The 22,016-nt window shown below is 69.9% G+C and carries 21 protein-coding genes and 1 riboswitch; of the genes, 12 read left to right on the top strand and 9 right to left on the bottom strand.

The features are described 5' to 3' along the window. On the top strand, nt 1-949 hold a 949-nt coding region (locus N4P33_RS16935; protein ID WP_260827459.1), incomplete at its 5' end, for an RNA polymerase sigma factor SigF. A gap of 36 nt (nt 950-985) precedes the next feature. Here N4P33_RS16935 and N4P33_RS16930 read toward each other — a convergent pair. Then, a complete protein-coding gene (locus tag N4P33_RS16930; protein WP_260827458.1) occupies nt 986-1,429 on the bottom strand; it encodes a hypothetical protein in 444 nt (147 codons plus the stop codon). A gap of 120 nt (nt 1,430-1,549) precedes the next feature. Here N4P33_RS16930 and N4P33_RS16925 point away from each other — a divergent pair, with 120 nt between their 5' ends. Both N4P33_RS16925 and N4P33_RS16920 read left to right on the top strand, forming a co-directional pair. Then, nucleotides 1,550-2,518 (top strand): diacylglycerol kinase family protein, encoded by a 969-nt coding sequence (locus N4P33_RS16925; RefSeq protein ID WP_260827457.1) that lies wholly within the window; start codon nt 1,550-1,552, stop codon nt 2,516-2,518. 317 nt (nt 2,519-2,835) lie between these two features. After that, on the top strand, nt 2,836-3,093 hold the full coding sequence (locus N4P33_RS16920) for a WhiB family transcriptional regulator (protein ID WP_003992873.1): 258 nt from the start codon (nt 2,836-2,838) through the stop codon (nt 3,091-3,093). Between the two features lie 168 nt (nt 3,094-3,261). Here the strand turns inward: N4P33_RS16920 and N4P33_RS16915 are convergent, their stop codons facing one another. Together N4P33_RS16915 and N4P33_RS16910 are read right to left on the bottom strand one after the other, a co-directional pair. After that, the gene (locus tag N4P33_RS16915; RefSeq protein WP_260827456.1) at nt 3,262-4,737 is read right to left on the bottom strand and encodes a sensor histidine kinase; all 1,476 of its coding nucleotides are present in this window, start codon (nt 4,735-4,737) and stop codon (nt 3,262-3,264) included. A gap of 338 nt (nt 4,738-5,075) precedes the next feature. Then, a complete protein-coding gene (locus tag N4P33_RS16910; RefSeq protein WP_260827455.1) occupies nt 5,076-5,732 on the bottom strand; it encodes a TetR/AcrR family transcriptional regulator in 657 nt (218 codons plus the stop codon). Nucleotides 5,733-5,828: 96 nt separating this feature from the next. Between N4P33_RS16910 and N4P33_RS16905 the strand changes: the two genes are divergently transcribed. The 8 genes from N4P33_RS16905 (at nt 5,829) to N4P33_RS16870 (ending at nt 14,892) form a co-directional block, all read left to right on the top strand. After that, nucleotides 5,829-6,581: an SDR family oxidoreductase gene (locus N4P33_RS16905; protein WP_260827454.1), complete on the top strand. Its 753-nt coding sequence runs from the start codon at nt 5,829-5,831 to the stop codon at nt 6,579-6,581. Nucleotides 6,582-6,741: 160 nt separating this feature from the next. After that, nucleotides 6,742-7,527, top strand: a complete 786-nt coding sequence (gene nagB, locus N4P33_RS16900) for a glucosamine-6-phosphate deaminase (protein ID WP_260827453.1) — start codon at nt 6,742-6,744, stop codon at nt 7,525-7,527. Nucleotides 7,528-7,701: 174 nt separating this feature from the next. Beyond that, entirely contained in the window at nt 7,702-8,466 is a 765-nt protein-coding gene (locus tag N4P33_RS16895) for a GntR family transcriptional regulator (RefSeq protein ID WP_260827452.1), read from the top strand. A gap of 204 nt (nt 8,467-8,670) precedes the next feature. Next, nucleotides 8,671-8,937 (top strand): DUF3311 domain-containing protein, encoded by a 267-nt coding sequence (locus N4P33_RS16890; protein WP_260827451.1) that lies wholly within the window; start codon nt 8,671-8,673, stop codon nt 8,935-8,937. Beyond that, nucleotides 8,934-10,562, top strand: a complete 1,629-nt coding sequence (gene mctP / locus N4P33_RS16885) for a monocarboxylate uptake permease MctP (RefSeq protein WP_260827450.1) — start codon at nt 8,934-8,936, stop codon at nt 10,560-10,562. Before N4P33_RS16890 ends, mctP begins: the two co-directional genes overlap by 4 nt. Before the next feature lie 127 nt (nt 10,563-10,689). Further along, nucleotides 10,690-11,196: a GNAT family N-acetyltransferase gene (locus N4P33_RS16880; protein WP_260827449.1), complete on the top strand. Its 507-nt coding sequence runs from the start codon at nt 10,690-10,692 to the stop codon at nt 11,194-11,196. Nucleotides 11,197-11,241: 45 nt separating this feature from the next. After that, nucleotides 11,242-11,388, top strand: a riboswitch (cobalamin riboswitch). 121 nt (nt 11,389-11,509) lie between these two features. Continuing rightward, a complete protein-coding gene (locus tag N4P33_RS16875; RefSeq protein WP_260827448.1) occupies nt 11,510-13,882 on the top strand; it encodes a ribonucleoside-diphosphate reductase subunit alpha in 2,373 nt (790 codons plus the stop codon). Beyond that, the gene (locus tag N4P33_RS16870; RefSeq protein ID WP_260827447.1) at nt 13,882-14,892 is read left to right on the top strand and encodes a ribonucleotide-diphosphate reductase subunit beta; all 1,011 of its coding nucleotides are present in this window, start codon (nt 13,882-13,884) and stop codon (nt 14,890-14,892) included. The genes N4P33_RS16875 and N4P33_RS16870 overlap by 1 nt, the downstream gene beginning before the upstream one ends. On the opposite strand, the gene N4P33_RS16865 is transcribed toward N4P33_RS16870, so the two are convergent. After that, the gene (locus N4P33_RS16865; protein ID WP_260827446.1) at nt 14,889-15,116 is read right to left on the bottom strand and encodes a hypothetical protein; all 228 of its coding nucleotides are present in this window, start codon (nt 15,114-15,116) and stop codon (nt 14,889-14,891) included. The genes N4P33_RS16870 and N4P33_RS16865 overlap by 4 nt on opposite strands. Before the next feature lie 93 nt (nt 15,117-15,209). Here N4P33_RS16865 and N4P33_RS16860 point away from each other — a divergent pair, with 93 nt between their 5' ends. After that, nucleotides 15,210-16,172 carry a GlxA family transcriptional regulator gene (locus tag N4P33_RS16860; RefSeq protein WP_260827445.1) on the top strand — a complete coding sequence of 321 codons (963 nt, stop codon included), beginning with the start codon at nt 15,210-15,212 and terminating at the stop codon, nt 16,170-16,172. A 24-nt stretch (nt 16,173-16,196) separates the two neighbouring features. Here the strand turns inward: N4P33_RS16860 and N4P33_RS16855 are convergent, their stop codons facing one another. The 5 genes from N4P33_RS16855 to N4P33_RS16835 form a co-directional block, all read right to left on the bottom strand. Beyond that, complete coding sequence (locus tag N4P33_RS16855) at nt 16,197-17,594, bottom strand: cytochrome P450 (RefSeq protein WP_260827444.1); 1,398 nt, start codon at nt 17,592-17,594, stop codon at nt 16,197-16,199. Beyond that, a complete protein-coding gene (gene cyc1 / locus N4P33_RS16850) occupies nt 17,591-18,676 on the bottom strand; it encodes an epi-isozizaene synthase (RefSeq protein ID WP_260827443.1) in 1,086 nt (361 codons plus the stop codon). Before cyc1 ends, N4P33_RS16855 begins: the two co-directional genes overlap by 4 nt. Before the next feature lie 281 nt (nt 18,677-18,957). Next, complete coding sequence (def, locus tag N4P33_RS16845; protein WP_260827442.1) at nt 18,958-19,608, bottom strand: peptide deformylase; 651 nt, start codon at nt 19,606-19,608, stop codon at nt 18,958-18,960. A gap of 126 nt (nt 19,609-19,734) precedes the next feature. Then, nucleotides 19,735-20,715 carry a hypothetical protein gene (locus N4P33_RS16840; protein WP_260827441.1) on the bottom strand — a complete coding sequence of 327 codons (981 nt, stop codon included), beginning with the start codon at nt 20,713-20,715 and terminating at the stop codon, nt 19,735-19,737. 177 nt (nt 20,716-20,892) lie between these two features. Next, nucleotides 20,893-22,016, bottom strand: a 1,124-nt coding sequence (locus N4P33_RS16835) for an HD-GYP domain-containing protein (RefSeq protein ID WP_260827440.1), incomplete at its 5' end; no start/stop codon positions are given.

Below are 22,016 nucleotides of genomic sequence, written 5' to 3'. Positions count from 1 at the left end.
TGGGGGCGCCCCTGCTCGCGCGAGGCCGGCGACGGGGGACGAGGCGAGCGCTCGGGGAAGGGCGACGGGCGGGACGATGAACGAGCACGAGCGATACGCCGAGGACGAGGCGCCGCGGACGCCGGGTGTACCGGCCGCGCCGGCCGCCCGGAGCGCACCGGGCTCCCAGGGCACGCACGGCGCGCACCACGACCCGCAGGACCGCAGCGGGGCGCGCGCCATGTTCCTCCAGCTGCGCACGCTGAAGGACGGCAGCCCCGAGTACGCGGAGCTGCGCAATCAGCTGGTCCGTATGCATCTGCCGCTCGTGGAGCATCTCGCGCGCCGCTTCCGCAACCGCGGGGAGCCCCTGGACGACCTCACCCAGGTCGCCACCATCGGCCTGATCAAGTCGGTCGACCGTTTCGACCCGGACCGCGGGGTGGAGTTCTCCACATACGCGACGCCGACGGTCGTGGGCGAGATCAAACGACATTTCCGGGACAAGGGCTGGGCGGTGCGGGTGCCGCGCCGGCTGCAGGAGCTGCGGCTGTCGCTGACCACGGCGACGGCCGAGCTGTCGCAGCTGCACGGCCGCTCCCCCACGGTGCACGAGCTCGCCGAGAAGCTGGCGATCTCGGAGGAGGAGGTCCTGGAGGGCCTGGAGTCCGCCAACGCGTACTCCACGCTGTCGCTGGACGTCCCCGACACCGACGACGAGTCCCCGGCGGTCGCCGACACCCTCGGCGCGGAGGACGAGGCGCTGGAGGGCGTGGAGTACCGGGAGTCGCTCAAGCCGTTGCTCGAGGATCTTCCGCCGCGCGAGAAGCGCATCCTGCTGCTGCGCTTCTTCGGCAACATGACCCAGTCGCAGATCGCCCAGGAGGTCGGCATCTCCCAGATGCACGTCTCCCGCCTGCTGGCCCGCACCCTGGCCCAGCTCCGGGAGAAGCTGCTCGTGGAGGAGTGAGGTCCTTCTGGGACGCGGGCGGCGGGCGACCGCCGCCTACTCCTCGGCGTTCCCCGGCCCCCGGATCCCCAGCGCCTTCGTGGTCTCCGCGTTGATCAGCAGCACCAGGGACGCGACGGCGACCACCGCGAGGGCGATGCCGGCCGGGATGGCCACGCTGTCGGCCTGGAGGAGGTTGTACGCCACGGGGAGGGCCATGAGCTGGGTGATGACGGCCGGGCCGCGGCTCCAGCTGCGCCGGCCGAGCAGACCGCGCGCGGCGATCAGCGGCAGCAGCGCGAGCGCGACCAGCGTCACCCCGCCGGTGACGGCCTGCTGCCGGTCGTCCGGCTCGCCGGTGAGGCCGAGCACCAGCATCCACACCCCGCCGACCACCAGCGTCAGCCCCTCCAGGGCCACGAGCCCCGCGGCGTACGTCAGCCGGCGCGGCCGGGGTCCGGTGGTGTCCGGTGCGGTGGTGGGGGTCTGCTCACTGCTCACCCCAGAAGGGTAGCCCTCGCCGCGGAAGGGGTGCCGTCGCCCTGGAAGGGTCGTCCTCTCACCCTGGAAGAGCGGCCCTCGCCCTGGGCGCGGTACCGCCCAGTAGGTACCCTGCAACGCATGCGTGCACTTCTCGTGGTCAATCCGGCGGCAACCACCACCAGTGCGCGCACGCGCGACGTACTGATCCACGCGCTCGCCAGCGAGATGAAGCTGGAGGCGGTCACCACCGAGTACCGCGGCCACGCACGCGACCTCGGCCGGCAGGCGGCGGAGAGCGACGACATCGACCTGGTGGTGGCCCTCGGCGGCGACGGCACGGTCAACGAGGTCGTCAACGGTCTGCTGCACGCGGGCCCCGACCCGGACCATCTGCCCGGCCTCGCCGTGGTTCCCGGCGGCTCGACCAATGTCTTCGCGCGTGCCCTGGATCTGCCCAACCAGCCCGTGGAGGCCACCGGCGTCCTGCTGGACGCCCTGCGCGAGGGCCGTCAGCGCACGGTCGGCCTGGGGCTCACCTCGGGCACGCCGGGCACGGAGGACGAGGCGGTCCCGGCCCGCTGGTTCACCTTCAACGCCGGTCTCGGTTTCGACGCGGGGGTGGTCGGCCGGGTGGAGCAGCACCGCGAGCGCGGCAAGAAGTCGACCCACTCGCTCTACGTCCGTCAGGTCGTCCGGGCGCTGTTCGGCGAGCCGCACCGCCGGCACGGGATGATCACCCTGGAGCAGCCGGGTGAGGAACCCGTCACGGATCTGGTGCTCTCCATAGTCTCGAACACCTCTCCGTGGACGTTTCTGGGCAATCGCCCGATCTATGCGTCACCTAAGGCTTCGTTCGACACCGGCCTTGACATCTTCGGCCTGAAGCGCCTGTCCACCGCCGCGGTTGCCCGGTATGGCACGCAGTTGCTCGCTTCGTCCCCCGAGCGCGGCCCCAAGGGCAGGCATGCCGTCTCCCGGCACGACCTCACCCAGTTCACCTTGCATTCGAAGGTGCCGCTGCCCCTTCAGATGGACGGTGACCACCTGGGGCTGCGCACCAGCGTGACGTTCACAGGCGTACGCCGTGCACTGCGTGTGATTGTGTGAGCAGAACGGGCCAAAGTCCTTTCACTCGAACGTTTAGGCCAGGGTCCACCCCATGGAAGTACGGCTGTGACCTAGTCGACACCGAAGAATCAAAAAAAACTTTCCGGAAGGGGTTGTATCCGTCGTCGAGGTTTGCGAGTCTCTTCTTGGCGATCGGGACGGCCCGCAACACCGGCCTCCACAGATCACCGGAACCCCTCTTCAAACCCAAGGACCACGCCGGGGTATCTGGCGTTCGGCCCTTCACTTGTTGAGGGATTCGTGAAAGCGTTCACATTCACAAGCAACCGCAGTAATACCAAGGAGAGGTAGCAGCCATGGACTGGCGTCACAACGCCGTTTGCCGCGAGGAAGACCCCGAGCTCTTCTTCCCCATCGGCAACACCGGTCCTGCGCTGCTGCAGATCGAGGAAGCCAAGGCCGTCTGCCGCCGCTGCCCGGTGATCGAGCAGTGCCTGCAGTGGGCGCTCGAGTCCGGTCAGGACTCCGGCGTCTGGGGTGGTCTCAGCGAGGACGAGCGCCGTGCGATGAAGCGCCGCGCCGCTCGCAACCGGGCCCGTCAGGCCTCCGCCTGACACTCCCACCCCTGCTGACAGCCTGAGCTTGGCGGCGCGTACACCGCGTACGCATCTCCCGCCCCCGAGCCGCAGCGCGCAGTTCCCCCGATGCGCATCAGCCCCGGACCGTTCACCGGTCCGGGGCTCTTTGCCGTCCGCAGCCGGCCCCCGCGAGCCGCGTGTCGGCTACTTGTCCGCCTGCACCGGGATGTCCAGGATCACCCTGGTCCCCCGCTCCGGGGCCGGGACCATGTCGAAGGTGCCGCCCAACTCGCCCTCCACCAGGGTCCGTACGATCTGCAGGCCCAGGTTTCCCGCGGTCTTCGGGTCGAAGCCCTCGGGCAGGCCGACCCCGTCGTCCTGGACGGTGACCAGCAGCCGGGCCTCCTTCGTGGTGCCGCCGCGCACCGCCGAGACCTCGACCGTGCCGGTGTCGCCCTCACGGAAGCCGTGCTCCAGGGCGTTCTGCAGGATCTCGGTGAGCACCATCGACAGCGGGGTGGCGACCTCGGCGTCGAGGATGCCGAAGCGGCCCGAGCGCCGGCCGGCGACCTTGCCCGGCGAGATCTCGGCGACCATCGCCAGCACCCGGTCGGCGATCTCGTCGAACTCGACCCGCTCGTCCAGGTTCTGGGAGAGCGTCTCGTGCACGATCGCGATGGAGCCGACCCGGCGCACCGCCTCCTCCAGCGCCTCCCGGCCCCGCTCGGAGCCGATACGGCGGGCCTGCAGGCGCAGCAGCGCGGCCACGGTCTGGAGGTTGTTCTTCACCCGGTGGTGGATCTCCCGGATGGTGGCGTCCTTGGTGATCAACTCGCGTTCGCGGCGGCGAAGTTCGGTGACGTCCCGCAGCAGGACCAGCGACCCGATGCGCGTGCCCTTGGGTTTGAGGGGGATCGCGCGGAACTGGATCACGCCGTCGTGCGCCTCGATCTCGAACTCGCGGGGGGCCCAGCCACTGGCGACCTTGGCCAGCGCCTCGTCGACCGGGCCGCGGGAAGGGGCCAGTTCGGCGGTGGTCCGGCCGAGGTGGTGGCCGACGAGGTCGGCGGCGAGGCCCATGCGGTGGTAGGCGGACAGGGCGTTCGGGGAGGCGTACTGGACGATGCCGTCGGCGTCGAGCCGGATCAGTCCGTCGCCCACGCGGGGTGAGGCGTCCATGTCCAGCTGCTGGTTCGCGAACGGGAAAGCGCCGGCCGCGATCATCTGGGCGAGGTCGGAGGCGCTCTGGAGGTAGGTGAGCTCCAGCCGGCTGGGGGTCCGTACGGTGAGGAGGTTGGTGTTACGGGCGATCACGCCGAGGACGCGGCCCTCACGCCGCACGGGGATCGACTCGACCCGCACCGGCACCTCCTCGCGCCACTCGGGGTCGCCCTCGCGCACGATCCGGCCCTCGTCGAGCGCCGCGTCGAGCATGGGCCGCCGACCGCGCGGGACGAGGTGGCCCACCATGTCGTCCTGGTACGAGGTCGGGCCGGTGTTGGGCCGCATCTGGGCGACGGAGACGTACCGCGTCCCGTCGCGCGTGGGCACCCACAGCACCAGGTCGGCGAAGGAGAGGTCGGAGAGCAGCTGCCACTCCGAGACCAGCAGGTGGAGCCACTCGAGATCGGTGTCGTCGAGCGCGGTGTGCTGGCGTACGAGTTCGTTCATGGAGGGCACGTCAGCGAGCGTACCTGGCGGTTTGTACGGCCCTGAAACACCCGCGGGCCGCGGCGCCTGAGAGGGACCCTCAACCCTCCCGGCACCGCAGCCCGGAGCAATATCGGCCGTGGGGTGTGCGGTCCCGATCGGCCGAGCGCGAGGATCCGGCGCAGTCAGGGCAGAGAGCCCCGGACCCTCGATCCACCTTCCTGTGCGGGGAAGGCAGGTCTGTAGTGTTCCTGAGAGGCATTGTGGACTAGACCACTAGCCGTGTCCATGCTCGCGACGCGGTGTTCTGCGCTGTCTCCGCCTGCCGCCCGAGCGCCGGACGGAGGCCGTCGCATTCAGAACGCAGCCTAGCTCGTACGGGTTCCCGCGCGGGGCCAGACGGACATGGCAATTTCGGCGAGCGCCTCCAGTTCCTCCCGGCGTGCCCCGTCCCGCGCCTGTTGCGACATCCCCTGGATCATCGCTCCGGCGTACCGCGCGAGCGCTGCCGCGTCCGCGTCCTCCGGCAGCACCCCGGCGGTGATGTCGGCCCTGATCCGGTGCTCGAACGCGGCGATGTTGGCCTCGCGCCGCTCACGCAGGGAGCGCTCGACCTCGGCGTCCGAGCAGTTCGCGGCGGCATGGACGACCAGGCAGCCCGCCGGACGCCCGGGCTCGGTATACGCGGTGGCGGCCTCCCGCAGGATCCGCCCGACGGCGGCCCGCGCGGTGGGCTCCTCCGCCAGGGCGCGGTCGACGAACGAGCCGTGGCGCACACCGTAGACCCGGACGACCTCGTCGAACAGCGCACGCTTGTCCCCGAAGGCCGCGTACATGCTGGGGGCGCCGATGCCCATGGCGCGGGTGAGGTCGGAGACGGACGTGGCCTCGTACCCGTGCTCCCAGAACGCGAGCAGCGCCTTCTCCAGAGCGGTCTCCCGGTCGAAGGAGCGGGGGCGCCCTCGGGGCCTGCGCCCCGCCCCCTCGCCGCTGACCTTGGGTTTTCCCTGCTCGTTCACCGTCACGGGTGCATTTTATAGCGGGCACTAGAGAAATGTCGGCGGCGCGTTGTACGGTTTTTTTCTGTAGCGACCGCTAGCAAAATCTGGAGGGGCGTCGGCATGGGTGTGCTCACGGGCAGGACGGCATTGGTCACGGGCGCGAGCAGGGGCATCGGGCGGGGGATCGCCGAGCGGCTGGGCCGTGACGGCGCACACGTCGCCGTCCACTACGGGCGGAACGAGGCGGCGGCCAAGGAGACGGTCGCGGCCATCGAGGCGGCCGGAGGATCGGCCTTCGCGATCGGCGCGGAGCTGGGCGTACCAGGTGACGCCGAGGCGCTGTGGGCGGAGTTCGACCGGCACGCGAGCGGACTGGACGTGCTGGTGAACAACGCGGGCATCGGGACGTCCCGGGCCATCGAGAACCTGGACGAGGAGGAGTACGACCGGCTCTTCGCGGTGAATGTGAAGGCGCCCTTCTTCATCGTCAAGCACGGGATGGCACGACTGCGGGACGGAGGCCGGGTCATCAACATCTCGTCGGGCCTCGCACGCACGGCGGTGATGCCGCAGAACATGGCCTACGCGATGACCAAGGGCGCACTGGACGTGTTCTCGCGGGACCTGTCGAAGGTCCTCGGCCGACGGGGCATCAGGGTCAACTCCGTGGCGCCGGGCATCATCGACACCGACAACACCGCGCCACTGCTGCACGGAACACCGGACGGCTGGGCGCGGGCCGAGGCGATATCGGCACTCGGGAAGGTGGGCACACCGGCGGACGTCGCGGACGTGGTGGCGTTCCTCGCCTCGGACGCCGGCCGATGGGTGACGGGGAGCTGGGTCGACGCGACGGGCGGCTCCCTGACATAAGGCGCGGGGCGCACAGGCGGGAGCGAGCCGCGCCTGCCTGACCCTGGGATCCTGGAGGAGGCACGGCATTACCCATGGGAAGGGGTTCGGGGCTCTGTTAGATTGGGATTGGTCTAAACCACATGCCCCGAGCCCTCCTCCTCAGATCGGCAGGCCCAGCGTGGAAGTTGTCATCGTTCCGGACGCCCAGGCCGGCGGCGAGCTCATTGCCGAGGCCATGGCTCAGCTCCTGCGGCGCAAGCCCGAGGCGCTGCTCGGCGTGGCCACCGGGTCGACGCCCCTGCCCATCTACGAGGCGCTGGCCGCGAAGGTGCGGGCCGGTGCGGTCGACGCCTCCCGGGCCCGGGTGGCACAGCTCGACGAATACGTGGGGCTGCCCGCCGATCACCCCGAGTCGTACCGGTCGGTGCTGCGGCGCGAGGTGCTGCAGCCGCTCGGGATACCCATGGACGCCTTCATGGGACCCGACGGGACCGCCGAGGACGTGCAGCGTGCGTGCGAGGCGTACGACAAGGCGCTGACCGAGGCCGGCGGGGTGGACCTGCAACTGCTCGGGATCGGGACGGACGGGCACATCGGCTTCAACGAGCCGTGCTCCTCGCTCGCCTCGCGGACCAGGATCAAGACGCTGACCGAGCAGACGCGGATCGACAACGCGCGCTTCTTCGACGGCGACATCGACCAGGTGCCGCACCACGTCATCACCCAGGGCATCGGCACCATCCTGGAGGCCCGCCACCTGGTGCTGCTCGCCACCGGCGAGGGCAAGGCGGACGCCATCGCGGCGACGGTGGAGGGACCGGTCGCCGCGGTGTGCCCCGCCTCGGCGCTCCAGCTGCACCCGCACGCCACCGTGGTCGTCGACGAGGCCGCCGCCTCCAAGCTGAAGCTCGCCGACTACTTCCGCCACACCTACGCCAACAAGCCGGAGTGGCAGGGAATCTGATCACCGGACCCCAGGCCCCCGCCGCCGTGGACTAGACCAGCCTCGGTCCCGGCGGTATACAGAGGAGATCACGGAGCGTGCGGGGCACCGCCCCGCCGCGAGCCGTGCCACGATGTGGTCCGTGGCCGATGGGGATGTCGGTCGCTTCGGGACTCGGAGCCGGGAAGGCAGAGCATGAGCACCGACGTCAGCAGTGCGGAGAACGAGAACGGGACCACGGTCCGTACGGCGCGCGTGCCCAAGTACTACCGGCTGAAAAAGCACCTGCTCGACATGACCGAGACGGCGCCTCCCGGCACGCCGGTGCCGCCGGAGCGCACGCTCGCCGCGGAGTTCGACACCTCCCGCACCACCGTGCGCCAGGCGCTGCAGGAACTCGTGGTCGAAGGGCGCCTGGAGCGCATCCAGGGCAAGGGCACCTTCGTCGCCAAGCCCAAGGTGTCCCAGGCCCTGCAGCTCACCTCGTACACCGAGGACATGCGCGCCCAGGGCCTGGAGCCCACCTCGCAGCTGCTCGACCTCGGCTACATCACCGCCGACGACCGGCTCGCCGAGCTGCTCGACATCACGCCCGGCGGCCGGGTGCTGCGCATCGAGCGGCTCCGGATGGCCAACGGCGAGCCGATGGCCATCGAGACGACCCATCTGAGCGCCAAGCGCTTCCCCGCCCTGCGCCGCAGCCTGGTGAAGTACACCTCGCTGTACACGGCCCTCGCCGAGGTGTACGACGTGCATCTCGCGGAGGCCGAGGAGACGATCGAGACCTCGCTGGCCACGCCGCGTGAGGCCGGTCTGCTCGGCACCGACGTGGGCCTGCCGATGCTGATGCTCTCCCGGCACTCGCTGGACCGCGACGGGCAGCCCGTGGAGTGGGTGCGGTCGGTGTACCGGGGCGACCGGTACAAGTTCGTCGCGCGACTCAAGCGCCCCCAGGAGTGAGCCGCTCCCCCTCCCGCATGAGCCGCTCCCCGCTCGCCGATCCCCGCAAAACGGACGGTTGACAGAGATTTCGTTGCTGTTGCCTCTCGGTTGAGCGGCGCTCGGGTACCGCTATGCGGACGAGGGGTTCCGGCCCCTGTCGGGCCTGACCTAGATTTCCTGCGCATTGCACGCCGGTGATCAGTGAGGGGACAGGAGCCGTAGATGTCGCAAGCCCCAGAAACCAGCAGAGGGCCGGTGGTGACGCCCGTGCGCGTCGTCATCGGCCTGTGTCTCTTCGCACCTTTCGTGGCCATGCTGTGGGTCGGCTCGTACGCCAAGACGGACCCGGTCGTCATCGGTATCCCGTTCTTCTACTGGTACCAGATGCTCTGGGTCCTGCTCTCGACCGCGCTGACGATGGTCGCCTACAAGCTCTGGCAGCGTGACCAGCGCGCCCGCAACGCCTCGAAGGGTGGTGACGAGCAGTGAACGAGGGCGTCAACGGCGTGGCACTCGCCGTCTTCATCTTCTTCTTCGTGCTCGTCACCGCCATGGGCTTCATGGCCGCTCGCTGGCGCAAGGCCGCCAACGAGCACACCCTGGACGAATGGGGCCTGGGCGGACGGTCGTTCGGCACCTGGGTGACCTGGTTCCTGCTGGGCGGTGACCTCTACACCGCGTACACCTTCGTGGCCGTTCCGGCGGCGATCTACGCGGCGGGCGCGGCGGGCTTCTTCGCGGTGCCGTACACGATCCTCGTGTACCCGCTGATCTTCACCTTCCTGCCCCGTCTGTGGTCGGTGTCGCACAAGCACGGCTATGTGACCACCTCCGACTTCGTGCGCGGCCGGTTCGGGTCGAAGGGGCTGTCGCTGGCGGTGGCGCTCACCGGCATCCTGGCGACGATGCCGTACATCGCGCTGCAGCTGGTCGGCATCCAGGCCGTGCTGGACGTGATGGGCGTCGGCGGCGGCGAGGACACCAACTGGTTCATCAAGGACCTGCCGCTGCTGATCGCCTTCGGCGTGCTGGCCGCGTACACCTACTCGTCCGGTCTGCGGGCGCCCGCGCTGATCGCGTTCGTCAAGGACACGCTGATCTACATCGTGATCGCGGTGGCGATCATCTACATCCCGATCAAGCTCGGCGGGTTCGACGACATCTTCGCCAGTGCGAGCGAGGCGTTCGGCCAGACCAACCCGGCGACCGGTCAGCCACGCGGTGCGCTGGTGCCGGGCGACGCGGGCCAGTGGACGTACGCGACGCTGGCGCTGGGCTCGGCGCTCGCGCTGTTCATGTACCCGCACTCGATCACCGCGACGCTGTCCTCGCGCAGCCGTGAGGTGATCCGCCGCAACACCACGATCCTGCCGCTGTACTCGCTGATGCTGGGCCTGCTGGCGCTGCTCGGGTTCATGGCGATCGCGGCCGGGGTGAAGGTGCAGAACGGGCAGCTGGCGATCCCGCAGCTGTTCGAGAACATGTTCCCGGACTGGTTCGCGGGCGTGGCCTTCGCGGCGATCGGCATCGGTGCGCTGGTGCCGGCGGCGATCATGTCGATCGCGGCGGCGAACCTCTTCACCCGCAACATCTACAAGGACTTCATCAAGCCGGACGCCACGCCCAAGGACGAGACGCGGGTGTCCAAGCTGGTGTCGCTGCTGGTGAAGGTGGGTGCGCTGGCCTTCGTCCTGACGATGGACAAGACGGTCGCGATCAACTTCCAGCTGCTCGGCGGCATCTGGATCCTGCAGACCTTCCCGGCGCTGGTGGGCGGCCTGTTCACCCGCTGGTTCCACCGCTGGGCGCTGCTCGCCGGCTGGGCGGTCGGCATGATCTACGGCACGGTCGCGGCGTACGGGGTGGCTTCGCCCACGCAGAAGCACTTCGGCGGGTCGGCGAAGGAGATTCCCGGGATCGGGGAGATCGGGTACATCGGGCTCACCGCGTTTGTGATCAACGTGGTGGTGACGGTGGTGCTGACGTTCGTGCTGAAGGCGGTCAAGGCGCCGGAAGGTGTGGACGAGACCAAGCCGGAGGATTACACGGCGGATGCCGGGGATCCGGGCGTCAAGGTTGAGTTGCCGCCGGCTACGGCTGGGTCGGCTCACTAGGGTCGTCGTTCGGCTGCGGGTGCGTGGGGGCTGGTCGCGCAGTTCCCCGCGCCCCTAAGAAAGTTGTACGGGCCGTCGGATCGAATCCGGCGGCCCGTTGTCATACCCATGGGGGACACTCGGCCTCATGGACATCGTTATCCGGCCGGTCGAAGCCAATGAGTATGCAGAGCTTGGAGAGATCACCGCTCGGGCCTATCTCGACGACGGGCTCCTCGACTTCGGGGAGAGTGATTCCTACCTGCACGAACTCAGGGACGTGGCCAAGCGGGCCGTCGCTGCCGAGGTGCTGGTCGCCGAGGAGCGGGGGCGGGTGCTCGGCGGGGTGACCTTCGTGCCGTGCGGGGGGCCGATGGCCGATATCGCCGGGGACGGGGAGGCCGAGATACGGATGCTCGCCGTGGACCGGGCGGGCCGGGGGCGGGGTGCCGGGGAGGCGCTCGTGCGGGCCTGTGTCGAGCGGGCGCGGGCGCGGGAAGGGTGCGTGCGGATCGTGCTGTCGAGTCAGCGGGCGATGCACGCGGCGCACCGGCTCTACGAACGGCTCGGGTTCGTCCGTACACCCGAGCGCGACTGGAACCCGGTACCGGACCTGGACGACATCACGCTGCTCACCTATGAGTTGACGCTCTGACACCGGCGCGGCACAACATATGGGGGTGCTCGCAACACCCGGCACAAGATGTATGCTCATGCTCGCTGTCGCCGCAGGGGAATCCGGTGTGAATCCGGAACTGTCCCGCAACGGTGTACTCGCACACGTATGCCCTGATGCCGTCGTGTACGAGAGTCAGTCCGAGGACCTGCCGACAGCGCACCCGGCCCGTCCGGTCCGGGTGCCCTGACGTCCGGGCCTCGCGGAATGGGCCGGTGGACGCGACGCCCCGTGCGCTCGTGCCGCCCCCTGCCCTCGTCGAGGCCCCTGTGCCGAGCGAGGGAGACCCCACGTGACCATCGCGCCAGCCGATCCGGCTTCAGCGATCGACGTGACCGAGGTGAGCGACGGCCCCGGTGCCGCGCTGCTGCGGACCCTGACCGAGCTGACCGCCGACCTTCCCGACGCCGACCCCGGCCGGGTCGCCGCCGCCGCGCTGCGCGGCCGGTCCGCCCGTGCGGACGAGGCGGAGCTGCGGGAGCTGGCCACCGAGGCGGCGGCCGGGCTCATCTCCGAGGACCCCGCCTACTCCCGGCTCGCGGCCAGGCTGCTGACCATCGGCATCCGCGCCGAGGCCGCCTCCCAGGGCGTCACCTCGTTCACCGAGTCCGTGGCGTCCGGCCACCGTGAGGGCCTCATCGCCGACCGGACCGCGGACTTCGTCCGGCTGCACGCGGAACGGCTCGACGCGCTGATCGACACCGGCGCCGACGACCGCTTCGGCTACTTCGGCCTGCGTACCCTGCACAGCCGCTATCTGCTGCGGCACCCGATCACCCGGAAGGTCGTCGAGACGCCCCAGCACTTCCTGCTGCGCGTCGCCGCCGGTCTCGCCGAGGACGACAGCCTGCGCTCGCTGGAGGAAGTCGCCGCGCTGTACCGGCTGATGAGCCGGCTTGACTATCTGCCGTCCTCCCCCACGCTGTTCAACTCCGGTACGCGGCACCCGCAGATGTCGTCCTGCTATCTGCTGGACTCCCCCAAGGACGAGCTCGACTCGATCTACGACCGTTACCACCAGGTGGCCCGCCTGTCGAAGCACGCCGGCGGCATCGGTCTTTCGTACTCCCGCATCCGCTCCCGGGGTTCGCTGATCCGCGGCACCAACGGGCACTCCAACGGGATCGTGCCGTTCCTGAAGACGCTGGACGCCTCCGTCGCCGCCGTGAACCAGGGCGGCCGGCGCAAGGGCGCGGCGGCCGTCTACCTGGAGACCTGGCACTCCGACATCGAGGAGTTCCTGGAGTTGCGGGACAACACCGGTGAGGACGCACGCCGTACGCACAATCTGAACCTCGCGCACTGGGTGCCGGACGAGTTCATGCGCCGGGTGAACGCCGACGAGCAGTGGTCGCTGTTCTCCCCGTCGGACGTGCCGGAGCTGGTCGACCTGTGGGGCGAGGAGTTCGACGCCGCGTACCGGGCGGCCGAGGCGAAGGGCCTGGCGCGCAAGACGCTGCCCGCGCGGGAGCTGTACGGCCGGATGATGCGCACCCTCGCGCAGACCGGCAACGGCTGGATGACCTTCAAGGACGCCGCCAACCGCACCGCGAACCAGACCGCCGAGCCGGGTCACGTCATCCACTCCTCCAACCTCTGCACGGAGATCCTGGAGGTCACCAGCGACGGAGAGACCGCGGTCTGCAACCTGGGCTCGGTCAACCTCGGCGCGTTCGTCGACCGGGCGGCCGGTGACATCGACTGGGAGCGGCTGGACGAGACCGTCCGCACCGCCGTGACCTTCCTCGACCGGGTCGTCGACATCAACTTCTATCCGACCGAGCAGGCCGGCCGCTCCAACGCCAGGTGGCGGCCCGTGGGCCTCGGCGCGATGGGCCTGCAGGACGTCTTCTTCCAGCTCCGGCTGCCCTTCGACTCCCCCGAGGCCAAGGCACTGTCCACACGGATCGCCGAGCGGATCATGCTCGCCGCGTACGAGGCGTCGGCCGACCTCGCTGAGCGCAACGGGCCGCTGCCGGCCTGGGAGAAGACCCGCACCGCCCGGAGTGTGCTGCACCCCGACCACTACGGCGTCGAGTTCACCTGGCCGGAGCGCTGGGCGGCGCTGCGGGAGCGGATCGCCTCCGTCGGGCTGCGCAACTCGCTGCTCCTCGCGATCGCGCCGACCGCCACCATCGCCTCGATCGCCGGCGTGTACGAGTGCATCGAGCCGCAGGTGTCCAACCTGTTCAAGCGCGAGACGCTGTCCGGTGAGTTCCTCCAGGTCAACTCGTATCTGGTGGAAGACCTGAAGCGGCTCGGCGTGTGGGACGCGCGCACCCGGGAGGCGCTGCGCGAGGCGAACGGCTCGGTGCAGCACTTCGCCTGGATCCCCGAGGACGTACGGCGGCTCTACCGCACGGCGTGGGAGATCCCGCAGCGCGGCCTGATCGACATGGCCGCCGCGCGCACGCCGTATCTGGACCAGGCGCAGTCGCTGAACCTGTTCCTCGAGACACCGACGATCGGCAAGCTCTCCTCGATGTACGCCTACGCCTGGAAGTCCGGGCTGAAGACCACGTACTACCTGCGGTCGCGTCCGGCGACCCGCATCGCCCGCGCCGCTCAAGCGCAGCAGCCCACCGTCCCCGCGCAGGCCACCCCGGACCCAGAAGCGGTCGCCTGCTCCCTTGAGAACCCCGAGTCCTGCGAGGCCTGCCAGTAATGCCCAGCAATCAGAACCTGCTCGACCCCGGCTTCGAGCTGACTCTGCGCCCCATGCGCTACCCCGACTTCTACGAGCGCTACCGGGACGCCATCAAGAACACCTGGACCGTGGAGGAGGTCGATCTCCACTCCGACGTGGCCGACCTCGCCAAGCTGAGCCCCGCCGAGCAGCACCTGATCGGACGGCTGGTGGCGTTCTTCGCGACCGGTGACTCGATCGTGGCGAACAACCTGGTGCTGACGCTGTACAAGCACATCAACTCCCCCGAGGCGCGGCTGTATCTGAGCCGTCAGCTGTTCGAGGAGGCCGTCCACGTCCAGTTCTATCTGACGCTCCTCGACACCTATCTGCCCGACCCGGACGACCGGGCCGCCGCCTTCGCGGCCGTGGAGAACATCCCCTCGATCCGGGAGAAGGCCGAGTTCTGCTTCAAGTGGATGGACTCGGTGGAGAAGATCGACCGGCTGGAGACGCAGGCGGACCGCCGCCGCTTCCTGCTGAACCTGATCTGCTTCGCCGCGTGCATCGAGGGCCTGTTCTTCTACGGCGCCTTCGCCTACGTGTACTGGTTCCGCAGCCGGGGCCTGCTGCACGGGCTCGCGACCGGCACCAACTGGGTGTTCCGCGACGAGACCATGCACATGTCGTTCGCCTTCGACGTGGTCGACACCGTGCGCAAGGAGGAGCCGGAGCTGTTCGACGAGCAGCTGGGGCAGCAGGTCACCGACATGCTGCGCGAGGCGGTCGAGGCGGAGCTGCAGTTCGCGCGGGACCTGTGCGGGGACGGGCTGCCGGGCATGAACACCGAGTCGATGCGGCAGTACCTGGAGTGCGTCGCCGACCAGCGGCTGACGCGGCTGGGCTTCGCGCCGGTGTACGGCTCGGAGAACCCGTTCTCGTTCATGGAGCTCCAGGGCGTCCAGGAGCTGACGAACTTCTTCGAGCGGCGCCCGTCCGCGTACCAGGTCGCCGTGGAGGGCACGGTCGACCTGGACGAGGACTTCTAGGGGGTGCGGAGGGTCGTCCGGCCGGATCCGGCGCGGGCGGCCCTCCTGCTCAGGTCCTGGGTCTCTCGTACGGTCTCGGTTTCCCGTGCGCTCTCGGCCTGCCTGAGCTGCCGGTCGATCCGCCGGTCGTGCGCGATGCCGAGCACGGCCGGGAGGACCATCAGGACGAGCAGTCCGAGAACCACGAGCATTCCGGTCAGTGCTTCGATGTGTGCCGTATTCATAGACACCACTGTCGCGCCGGACACTCCTTACCAACAGTGGCAGTACTGCCGCACACCCTCGATTTCCTGCCAGCGACGCGGCACACTGGGAGCATGCTCCGCAACGTGGCCGCCGTCCTCCTCGACGGCGTGAACCCCTTCGAACTGGGCGTCGTCTGCGAGGTCTTCGGCACCGACCGCAGCGACGACGGCCTGCCCGTCTACGACTTCGCCGTCGCCTCGGCGGACGGCCCCGTGCTGCGCAGCAACACCGGCTTCGCCCTGCACGTCGAGCACGGTCTCGAGCGGCTGGAGGAGGCCGACCTCATCGCCGTGCCGGCGGGATCCTGCTACGAGGACCGCGTGTTCCCGCCCGAGCTGCTGGACGCCCTGCGCCGGGCCGTGGACCGGGGCTCCCGGGTCCTCAGCGTCTGTTCCGGCGTCTTCGTGCTCGCCGCGGCCGGGCTGCTCGACGGCCGCCGGGCCACCGCCCACTGGCGTCACGCGGAGGAGCTGACCCGGCAGTATCCGCATCTGACCGTGGAGCCGGACGTGCTCTACGTCGACGAGGACCCGGTGATCACCTCCGCGGGCACCGCCGCCGGGATCGACGCGTGTCTGCATCTGGTCCGCAAGGAGCAGGGCCCGGAGGTCGCCAACAAGATCGCCCGGCGCATGGTGGTGCCGCCGCACCGCGACGGCGGCCAGGCCCAGTACATCGAGCGCCCGCTGCCGCAGTCCGGCGGCGACACCGTCGCCGAAGTGCTGGTGTGGATGGAGCGGCACCTCGACGAGGAGGTCACCGTCGAGCAGCTCGCCGCCCGCGCGCACATGTCCCCGCGCACCTTCGCCCGCCGCTTCCAGCAGGAGACCGGCACGACGCCCTACCGCTGGATCCTGCGCCAGCGCGTGCTGCTCGCCCAGCGGCTGCTGGAGGGGACGGACGAGACGGTGGACGCGATCGCGGGCCGCACCGGCTTCGGCAACGCCGCCGCGCTGCGCCACCACTTCGTCCGTGCCGTGGGCACCACCCCTCAGGCCTACCGGCGCACGTTCAGGGGCCCGGAGGCCGCCTGAACGCGCCCCGCGCGCCCGTCCCGGTCAGCGGGGCAGCGCCCGCAGCATCAGCCGCCGCGGCCGCAGCGTGATGCCGATACGGGGCCGGGTGTCCGAACCGGGTGCGTGCTCGAACCGGTAGGCGGAGGCGATCGCCGCGGTGATCAGCGTCAGCTCGGCCATGGAGAAGTGGTCGCTGGGGCACTTCCGGTTGCCCACGCTGAACGGGCTCATCGCGTACTTGGGCACCTCCTTGGCCCGCTCCGGGAGCCAGCGGTCCGGGTCGAACTCCTCGTGCCGCGCGTAGGAGCGCCGGTCGCGCTGGATGGCGTACGGGCTGTAGATGAGGTCCGCGCCCTCGGGAATGCGGTATCCGCCGAGTTCCGTGTCGGTCACGGCCCGGCGCGTCAATATCCATACGGCCGGATACAGTCGCATGGTCTCGACGACGACATTCGCGGTGTACGTCAGCTTCCGGACGTCCTCGAATGCGACCGGGCGGTCACCGACGACGGCTTTCACCTCGTCGCGGATCTTGTCCCCGAGCTCCGGGTGTTCGGTGAGAACGAGCAGCAGCGACATGATCACGGATCCGACGGTTTCGCTGCCGGGGGTGAGGATCGCGATGACCTGGTCGTGGATCTCCTGTTCCCCGATCGGCTCGCCATTCTCGTCCGTCGCCTCCAGCAAAGCCGTCAGCAAATCGTCCGGCTTTTGACCGCTTGCCCGGCGGTCGGCGACGATCTCGTCGACCAGGAGGTGCAAATCGGCCAGCGCCCGGTTGAATTCCCGATTGGCCGGAAGCGGGACCTTATAAAGCGGCCCGAGCGGCACCACCATGCGCTGGTACATACCGCTGAACAGGGTGGCGAGGGAGGCGCAGATGCGCTCCGCGCGGGCGTCCATGTAGCTGCCGCGCATCAGACAGCGGGCGGCGACCCGCACCGCCACACGGAAGGACTCCGCGGTGACGTCCAGGACCTCGCCGGAGCGCCAGCGCTCCACGAGCGCGTGCGCCTCCTCCGCCATGATCGGCCCGTAGGCGGGGATCGCGTCGAGCCGGAACGCGGGCTGGATGGTGCGCCGCTGGCGGCGGTGCAGCGGCCCGTTGGCGGTGGCCACGCCCTCCTTGCCCAGCAGGCTCTCCAGGGACTCCCACAGCGGTCCGGCGATGATGTAGTCGGGGCTCAGGGCCACCGCCCCGGTCAGGGCGGGCGTGGTGACGGCGTACACCGTCTTGGGGCCGAGCTTCAGCCGTACGACGTCGCCGTGGTCGCGCAGCTGGGCCATGAAGGCCAGCGGGTCGCGGACCAGCTTCCAGCCGTGGCCGAGGACGGGAACGGCTCCGCCGGCCACCGGCGGCTCGCGCAGTTCGGCCGCTCGGTGCGTTCCGGGTGCTTCGGGCGTTCCTGGCGCTTCGGGCTTCACCGACTCGACGGTCATTTCTCACCTGCCGCTTCGTTGTTGACGTACGGGGGTGTGGACCGGTCGTCCCAGCTGTCGACGCGGTACCGGCCGGACTCGTGGTGGAACCAGTAGACGGAGCTGAACCAGTTCCGCATATTGCCGAGGCAGGCCCGTACGGCGCCGCTCAGTTCCTTTCCACCCACCGTGCCGTCGTCGAGGGCGTCGGCGAACCTTAATGCGTCGCTCTCTGCGGCGACGAATTCGGTGACGCATTCCTCGACGCGGCGCCGCACTTCGACGATCGCCTCTTCGAGCGTCAGCCCCTCATGGGTGATGAGACTGATCCCGAGATTGTGCACCTCGTTTCCCGCGATTTCCTTCGGGAGCGAGCAGAGGTCGTTGTACCAGGCGGCGAATTCCTGACTGAGCAGCGCCGCCCTGTGATACGCCGGGTTTTCCCGTACCGCCGCCGGGAGTTCATATCCCGCGCTCGGTTCCAGGAGGTCGGTCCATATCCAGTGCGCGAAGGTGAGCCGGCGCAGTTCGAGATACTCCTCGACCGTGGGGACCACCCCGTGCGTACGGTTGTGGAACTCGCGGTCGTAGGCCTCGATCACCTCGTGGAAGTGCCGGGCGAACCGGGCGTTCCAGCTGCCGGGCAGGAAGGCGTACAGCCGCAGCACACTGTCCGCGAAGCCCGCGACCAGTGGATCGGTGTGACTCAGGTGCTCCCCGGGACGGTCGAGGGCGGTGTGCAGCAGGTCCTTCAGCCGCCGCCAGGCGGTGGGGCGGGCGTGCACGATGTCCCGGTCGTGCCGGTCGTCCCAGACGAAGAACCACGCGCTGTAGTCGGCTATCGCCTGCAGCACCTCGTCGGCGGCGCCTATGTAGTAGCCCGCCATGAGGTCGGTGTAGCACAGTCCGTCGGCATATTCCGCCACCTTGTCCGCCGGCATGAGCCGCTTTTCGAGCAGCCAGCCCCGGGTACGCTCCTGGAGCGTCGGCCAATACGGATGGAGTTGCCGCGGAAACGCCGCCTCGATCAACGGGAGAGACAGCGACGGTGGAACTGCGATGGCGCCAGGTGCCGATGTGGTGCCGTGTGACAAAGCATGCACGAACAATCCCCTCTCAGCCGCCAGTTGACGTGCCCCCGTCCCCCGTGCCGGGCGTACGCCGGTGTCACGCATCCCCGCACATCCATTCAGCACCACAACTGACCGTTCTGGGAACGGATTTGCTTCTTTCACGCCCCCCGGATGCCGAGATTCTCCCCTTGTGTGTCTGATTCTGGATCAGGAGAGGGCACGAGGGGATCGAACGTGTGACGAACACACGAACGGCGTCCGGCCGGGCTCCCAGGCCCGATCGGACGCCGTCGGCGGACGGTTCGAGACGGTCAGTCGTTGGCCACGACGGGGTAGCGGGGCTCGTTCTCGGCCATCTGCCGCAGCGCCTCCTTGCGTTCCCGCTTCGACAGCCGGTCGATGTACAGGTAGCCGTAGAGGTGGTCGGTCTCGTGCTGCAAACAGCGCGCGAAGTACCCGGTGCCCCGCACCTTGATCGGGTTGCCCCGCTCGTCCTGCCCGGTCACCTCGGCGTAGTCCGGACGGGCCAGCGGCGCGTACGCGGTCGGCACGGACAGGCAGCCCTCGCTGCCGTCGTCCAGGCGCCGCTTCTCGGCGGGCAGTTCGACGAGCTTGGGGTTGCAGACCACACCGACGTGGCGCACGCCCTCGTCGTCCGGGCAGTCGTAGACGAACACCTTCAGATCGACCCCGATCTGGTTGGCGGCCAGACCCACGCCCTCGGCGGTGCGCTGGCTGGCGAACATGTCGTCCACCAGCTTGCGCAGTTCGTCGTCGAACTCCGTGACGTCCTTGCACTCCTTGTGCAGCACCGGGTTCCCGACGACCGTGATCGGACGGGAGGTCCCCCGCTCACGGTAGGCGGCCTCACGCTCCTCGCAGTCCTCCGTGTCGATGACATACCCCTCGTCGTCGACGGGGAGCACGCCCACGCGCTGCTGATCGGTGTCCTGCTGAGCCATGCCGACGTAAGCCTTCCTAGCAAAAACGGGGGTTCCAGTGCTGATACAGGGTACGTGCAAGCGCCCCTTCAGGGGCGCGGGGAACTGCGCGACCAGCCACAACGGACCGGCACCAGGCAACGTGCCTCAACACACCTCTTCGAGATCCCGCCAATCCCGGGAATCCGGACTGTCGGCAACCCACCCGTCCAGCAACCCCCGGACCAGCGCAGCCGGCGCAGCCACCCCGCACTCCCGCTCCGGCACCCACAACTGCCCGTCCGTCCGATGCCCCAGCGGCCCGGGATGCCCCGGCTCACTGTGATCGTGCGGATCGAGATGCTCGCCCTCCCCCTCGTCGGACGGCATCCGCGACTCCGAGCACATCCGGCACAGCAACCGCACCGACGACGACCAGTCCTCCGCCGCGAACCCGGCATCGGCGGCCAGCTGCTCCAGCGCGTCCCGGTCCGCCTCGCTCGCCGCCTCCAGCAGCACCACCCACGTCGGCACGGGAGACGGCGCCCACAGCTCGATCTCGTCGAACACGGGGTATGTGTGCCCCGCGGCCGTGCTCCGCTCCCCGTGCGGCACCCCGTCATGCAGGACGACCTCACCCCAGCGCCGCCCCGAGGACGGCAGCGGGATCGACAGCACCTCGATGCGGGCGGGGTCCAGCCGCCTCCCCCACACGACCTCGGCCTCCCCCTCCGGGGACAGCCGTACGGCCGCGCTGCCCAGGTCCATGCCGAGCGGCTCACCGGAGTCCGTGGCGGCGCCGGGCACCTTCAGCCCGTAGGCCTGCCAGGCGCGCCGGGCCAGCGGCCAGTCCTGCAGGGCGGTCGCGGCGATGCCGACGTTCCACCAGTCGGGCGCCCCGGTGTCCCGGTCCAGCAGGGCCACGGCGCGCAGACCGGCCGCCCGCGCCTGCTCCCAGTCGTGCCGGAACTTGTGCAGCAGGGCGAGGTTGAACCAGGACTCCGACAGCCAGGGCTCCAGATCGGCGGCACGTGTCAGCAGTGCGCCCGCGTCCTCGTAACGGCCGTCGCCGATGAGCGTGAACGCGCGGTCCGTGGCCTGCCGCCAGGAGGCGGAGGGCCGGTGCCGTCCCTTGCCGAAGATCCTCACGATTCCCGCCTGCCAGTTCCGTGCGATGGGCTGGCTGTTCCTTCCGCGCCCCCGGACACCCTCTTCTTCGCATCCAACCACGTACGGCCACAAGGGCGCTCATTACCCATGGGTTACCCAGCCTCGACGCGGGTCAGACAGTGCCGCACGCGGTCTCATGCGTGGCCCTCGCCACGCTCAGCCCCTCTGCTCTCGCGTTCCCTCCGTGTTCCGTGACAGCACGCGGGCCAGCGCCTCGACCACCTCCGGCGCGTACTCACCGGCGGCGCCGAGCCGCAGCTCCTCCAGGGCCGTGAGCGGCCCGCCGGGGCCTCCTTCCCGGGACTTCTCCTCGTACGCGTTCACCACCCTCACGATCCGCGCGGCGAGCGGCTGGTCCCGGTGGGGGTCGGCCTGTTGCTCGACGATCCGGGCGACCTGCGGGTCCACGCCGGTCTGGCGGACGACGGCCCCGCCGAGCAGGGCGATCCTGCGCTGTTCGGTGCGCGGCAGGCCCGCGGTGGCGCCCGCGGGTACGGGGTCGACGAGGCTGAGCTGGCCGATGTCGTGCATCAGGGCGGCGTACTCCAGCACGGTCAGCTCGGGCTCGGTCAGCCCGAGGTCCCGGCCCACCGCCTGGCTCAGTGCGGCGACCCGGCGGGCGTGGCCGGCCGGGGTGTATCCGGCGATCTCTGTGGCGCGCGCGAGGGAGGCGATGGTCTGCCGGTAGGTGGCACGGACGGCGGCGTACCGCCGGTAGGACAGCTGGGCGAGCAGCAGCGGTACGGAGAAGACGGGCAGCGCCCACAGGCCGACCACGGCGACCGCGAGCGCCATGACCGCGCCGGTCGCGATGACGGCGGCCCCGATGCCGGGAAGCGCGCGCAGTTCGTCGCGCAGCACCGGCCCGAAGCGCCACCCGTGGCGGGAGTGGGCCAGCGCGGCGGCGAGCACGGCGTCGCACAGCGCGCTCAGCGACAGCAGGGAGAGCAGCAGCAGCGCGTAGGCCGGGCCGCTGAAGTCCTCGAAGGCCCCCCGGTTGCAGAGGGGCTGGAAGCAGACGGCGACGAAGCCGACGGTGAGGACGCGGCGCGCCAGATGGTCCAGCGTGGGCCCGTGCCCGCGTCCGACGTGCGGCACGCTGCCGAGCAGGGAGGCCGCGAGGACCACGGTGACGACCTGGGCGGTGCCGTGCCCGGTGGGCTGCCCACCGGCCTCGCCGAGCAGCGCGTACGACAGGGAGCCGGCGGCGGCGAGCGGCGCGGCCTGCCGGATGTGCGTACGGCCGCGCCGGGTGAGCTCGCCGACGGCGACGAGGACGC

The organism is Streptomyces sp. 15-116A, assembly GCF_025290915.1.
Classification (GTDB): domain Bacteria; phylum Actinomycetota; class Actinomycetes; order Streptomycetales; family Streptomycetaceae; genus Streptomyces.
Note: the sequence above shows the minus strand (reverse complement) of the source record. Positions and strands in the feature narration are given on the sequence as shown.

Bases quoted from the DNA above. Each gene is read 5' to 3' on its own strand.
- N4P33_RS16925 (WP_260827457.1), top strand. From the start codon at position 1,550: ATGCGTGCACTTCTCGTGGTCAATCCGGCGGCAACCACCACCAGTGCG.
- N4P33_RS16920 (WP_003992873.1), top strand. From the start codon at position 2,836: ATGGACTGGCGTCACAACGCCGTTTGCCGCGAGGAAGACCCCGAGCTC.
- N4P33_RS16905 (WP_260827454.1), top strand. From the start codon at position 5,829: ATGGGTGTGCTCACGGGCAGGACGGCATTGGTCACGGGCGCGAGCAGG.
- N4P33_RS16895 (WP_260827452.1), top strand. From the start codon at position 7,702: ATGAGCACCGACGTCAGCAGTGCGGAGAACGAGAACGGGACCACGGTC.
- N4P33_RS16890 (WP_260827451.1), top strand. From the start codon at position 8,671: ATGTCGCAAGCCCCAGAAACCAGCAGAGGGCCGGTGGTGACGCCCGTG.
- N4P33_RS16880 (WP_260827449.1), top strand. From the start codon at position 10,690: ATGGACATCGTTATCCGGCCGGTCGAAGCCAATGAGTATGCAGAGCTT.
- N4P33_RS16870 (WP_260827447.1), top strand. From the start codon at position 13,882: ATGCCCAGCAATCAGAACCTGCTCGACCCCGGCTTCGAGCTGACTCTG.
- N4P33_RS16865 (WP_260827446.1), bottom strand. From the start codon at position 15,116: ATGAATACGGCACACATCGAAGCACTGACCGGAATGCTCGTGGTTCTC.
- N4P33_RS16860 (WP_260827445.1), top strand. From the start codon at position 15,210: ATGCTCCGCAACGTGGCCGCCGTCCTCCTCGACGGCGTGAACCCCTTC.
- N4P33_RS16855 (WP_260827444.1), bottom strand. From the start codon at position 17,594: ATGACCGTCGAGTCGGTGAAGCCCGAAGCGCCAGGAACGCCCGAAGCA.
- def (WP_260827442.1), bottom strand. From the start codon at position 19,608: ATGGCTCAGCAGGACACCGATCAGCAGCGCGTGGGCGTGCTCCCCGTC.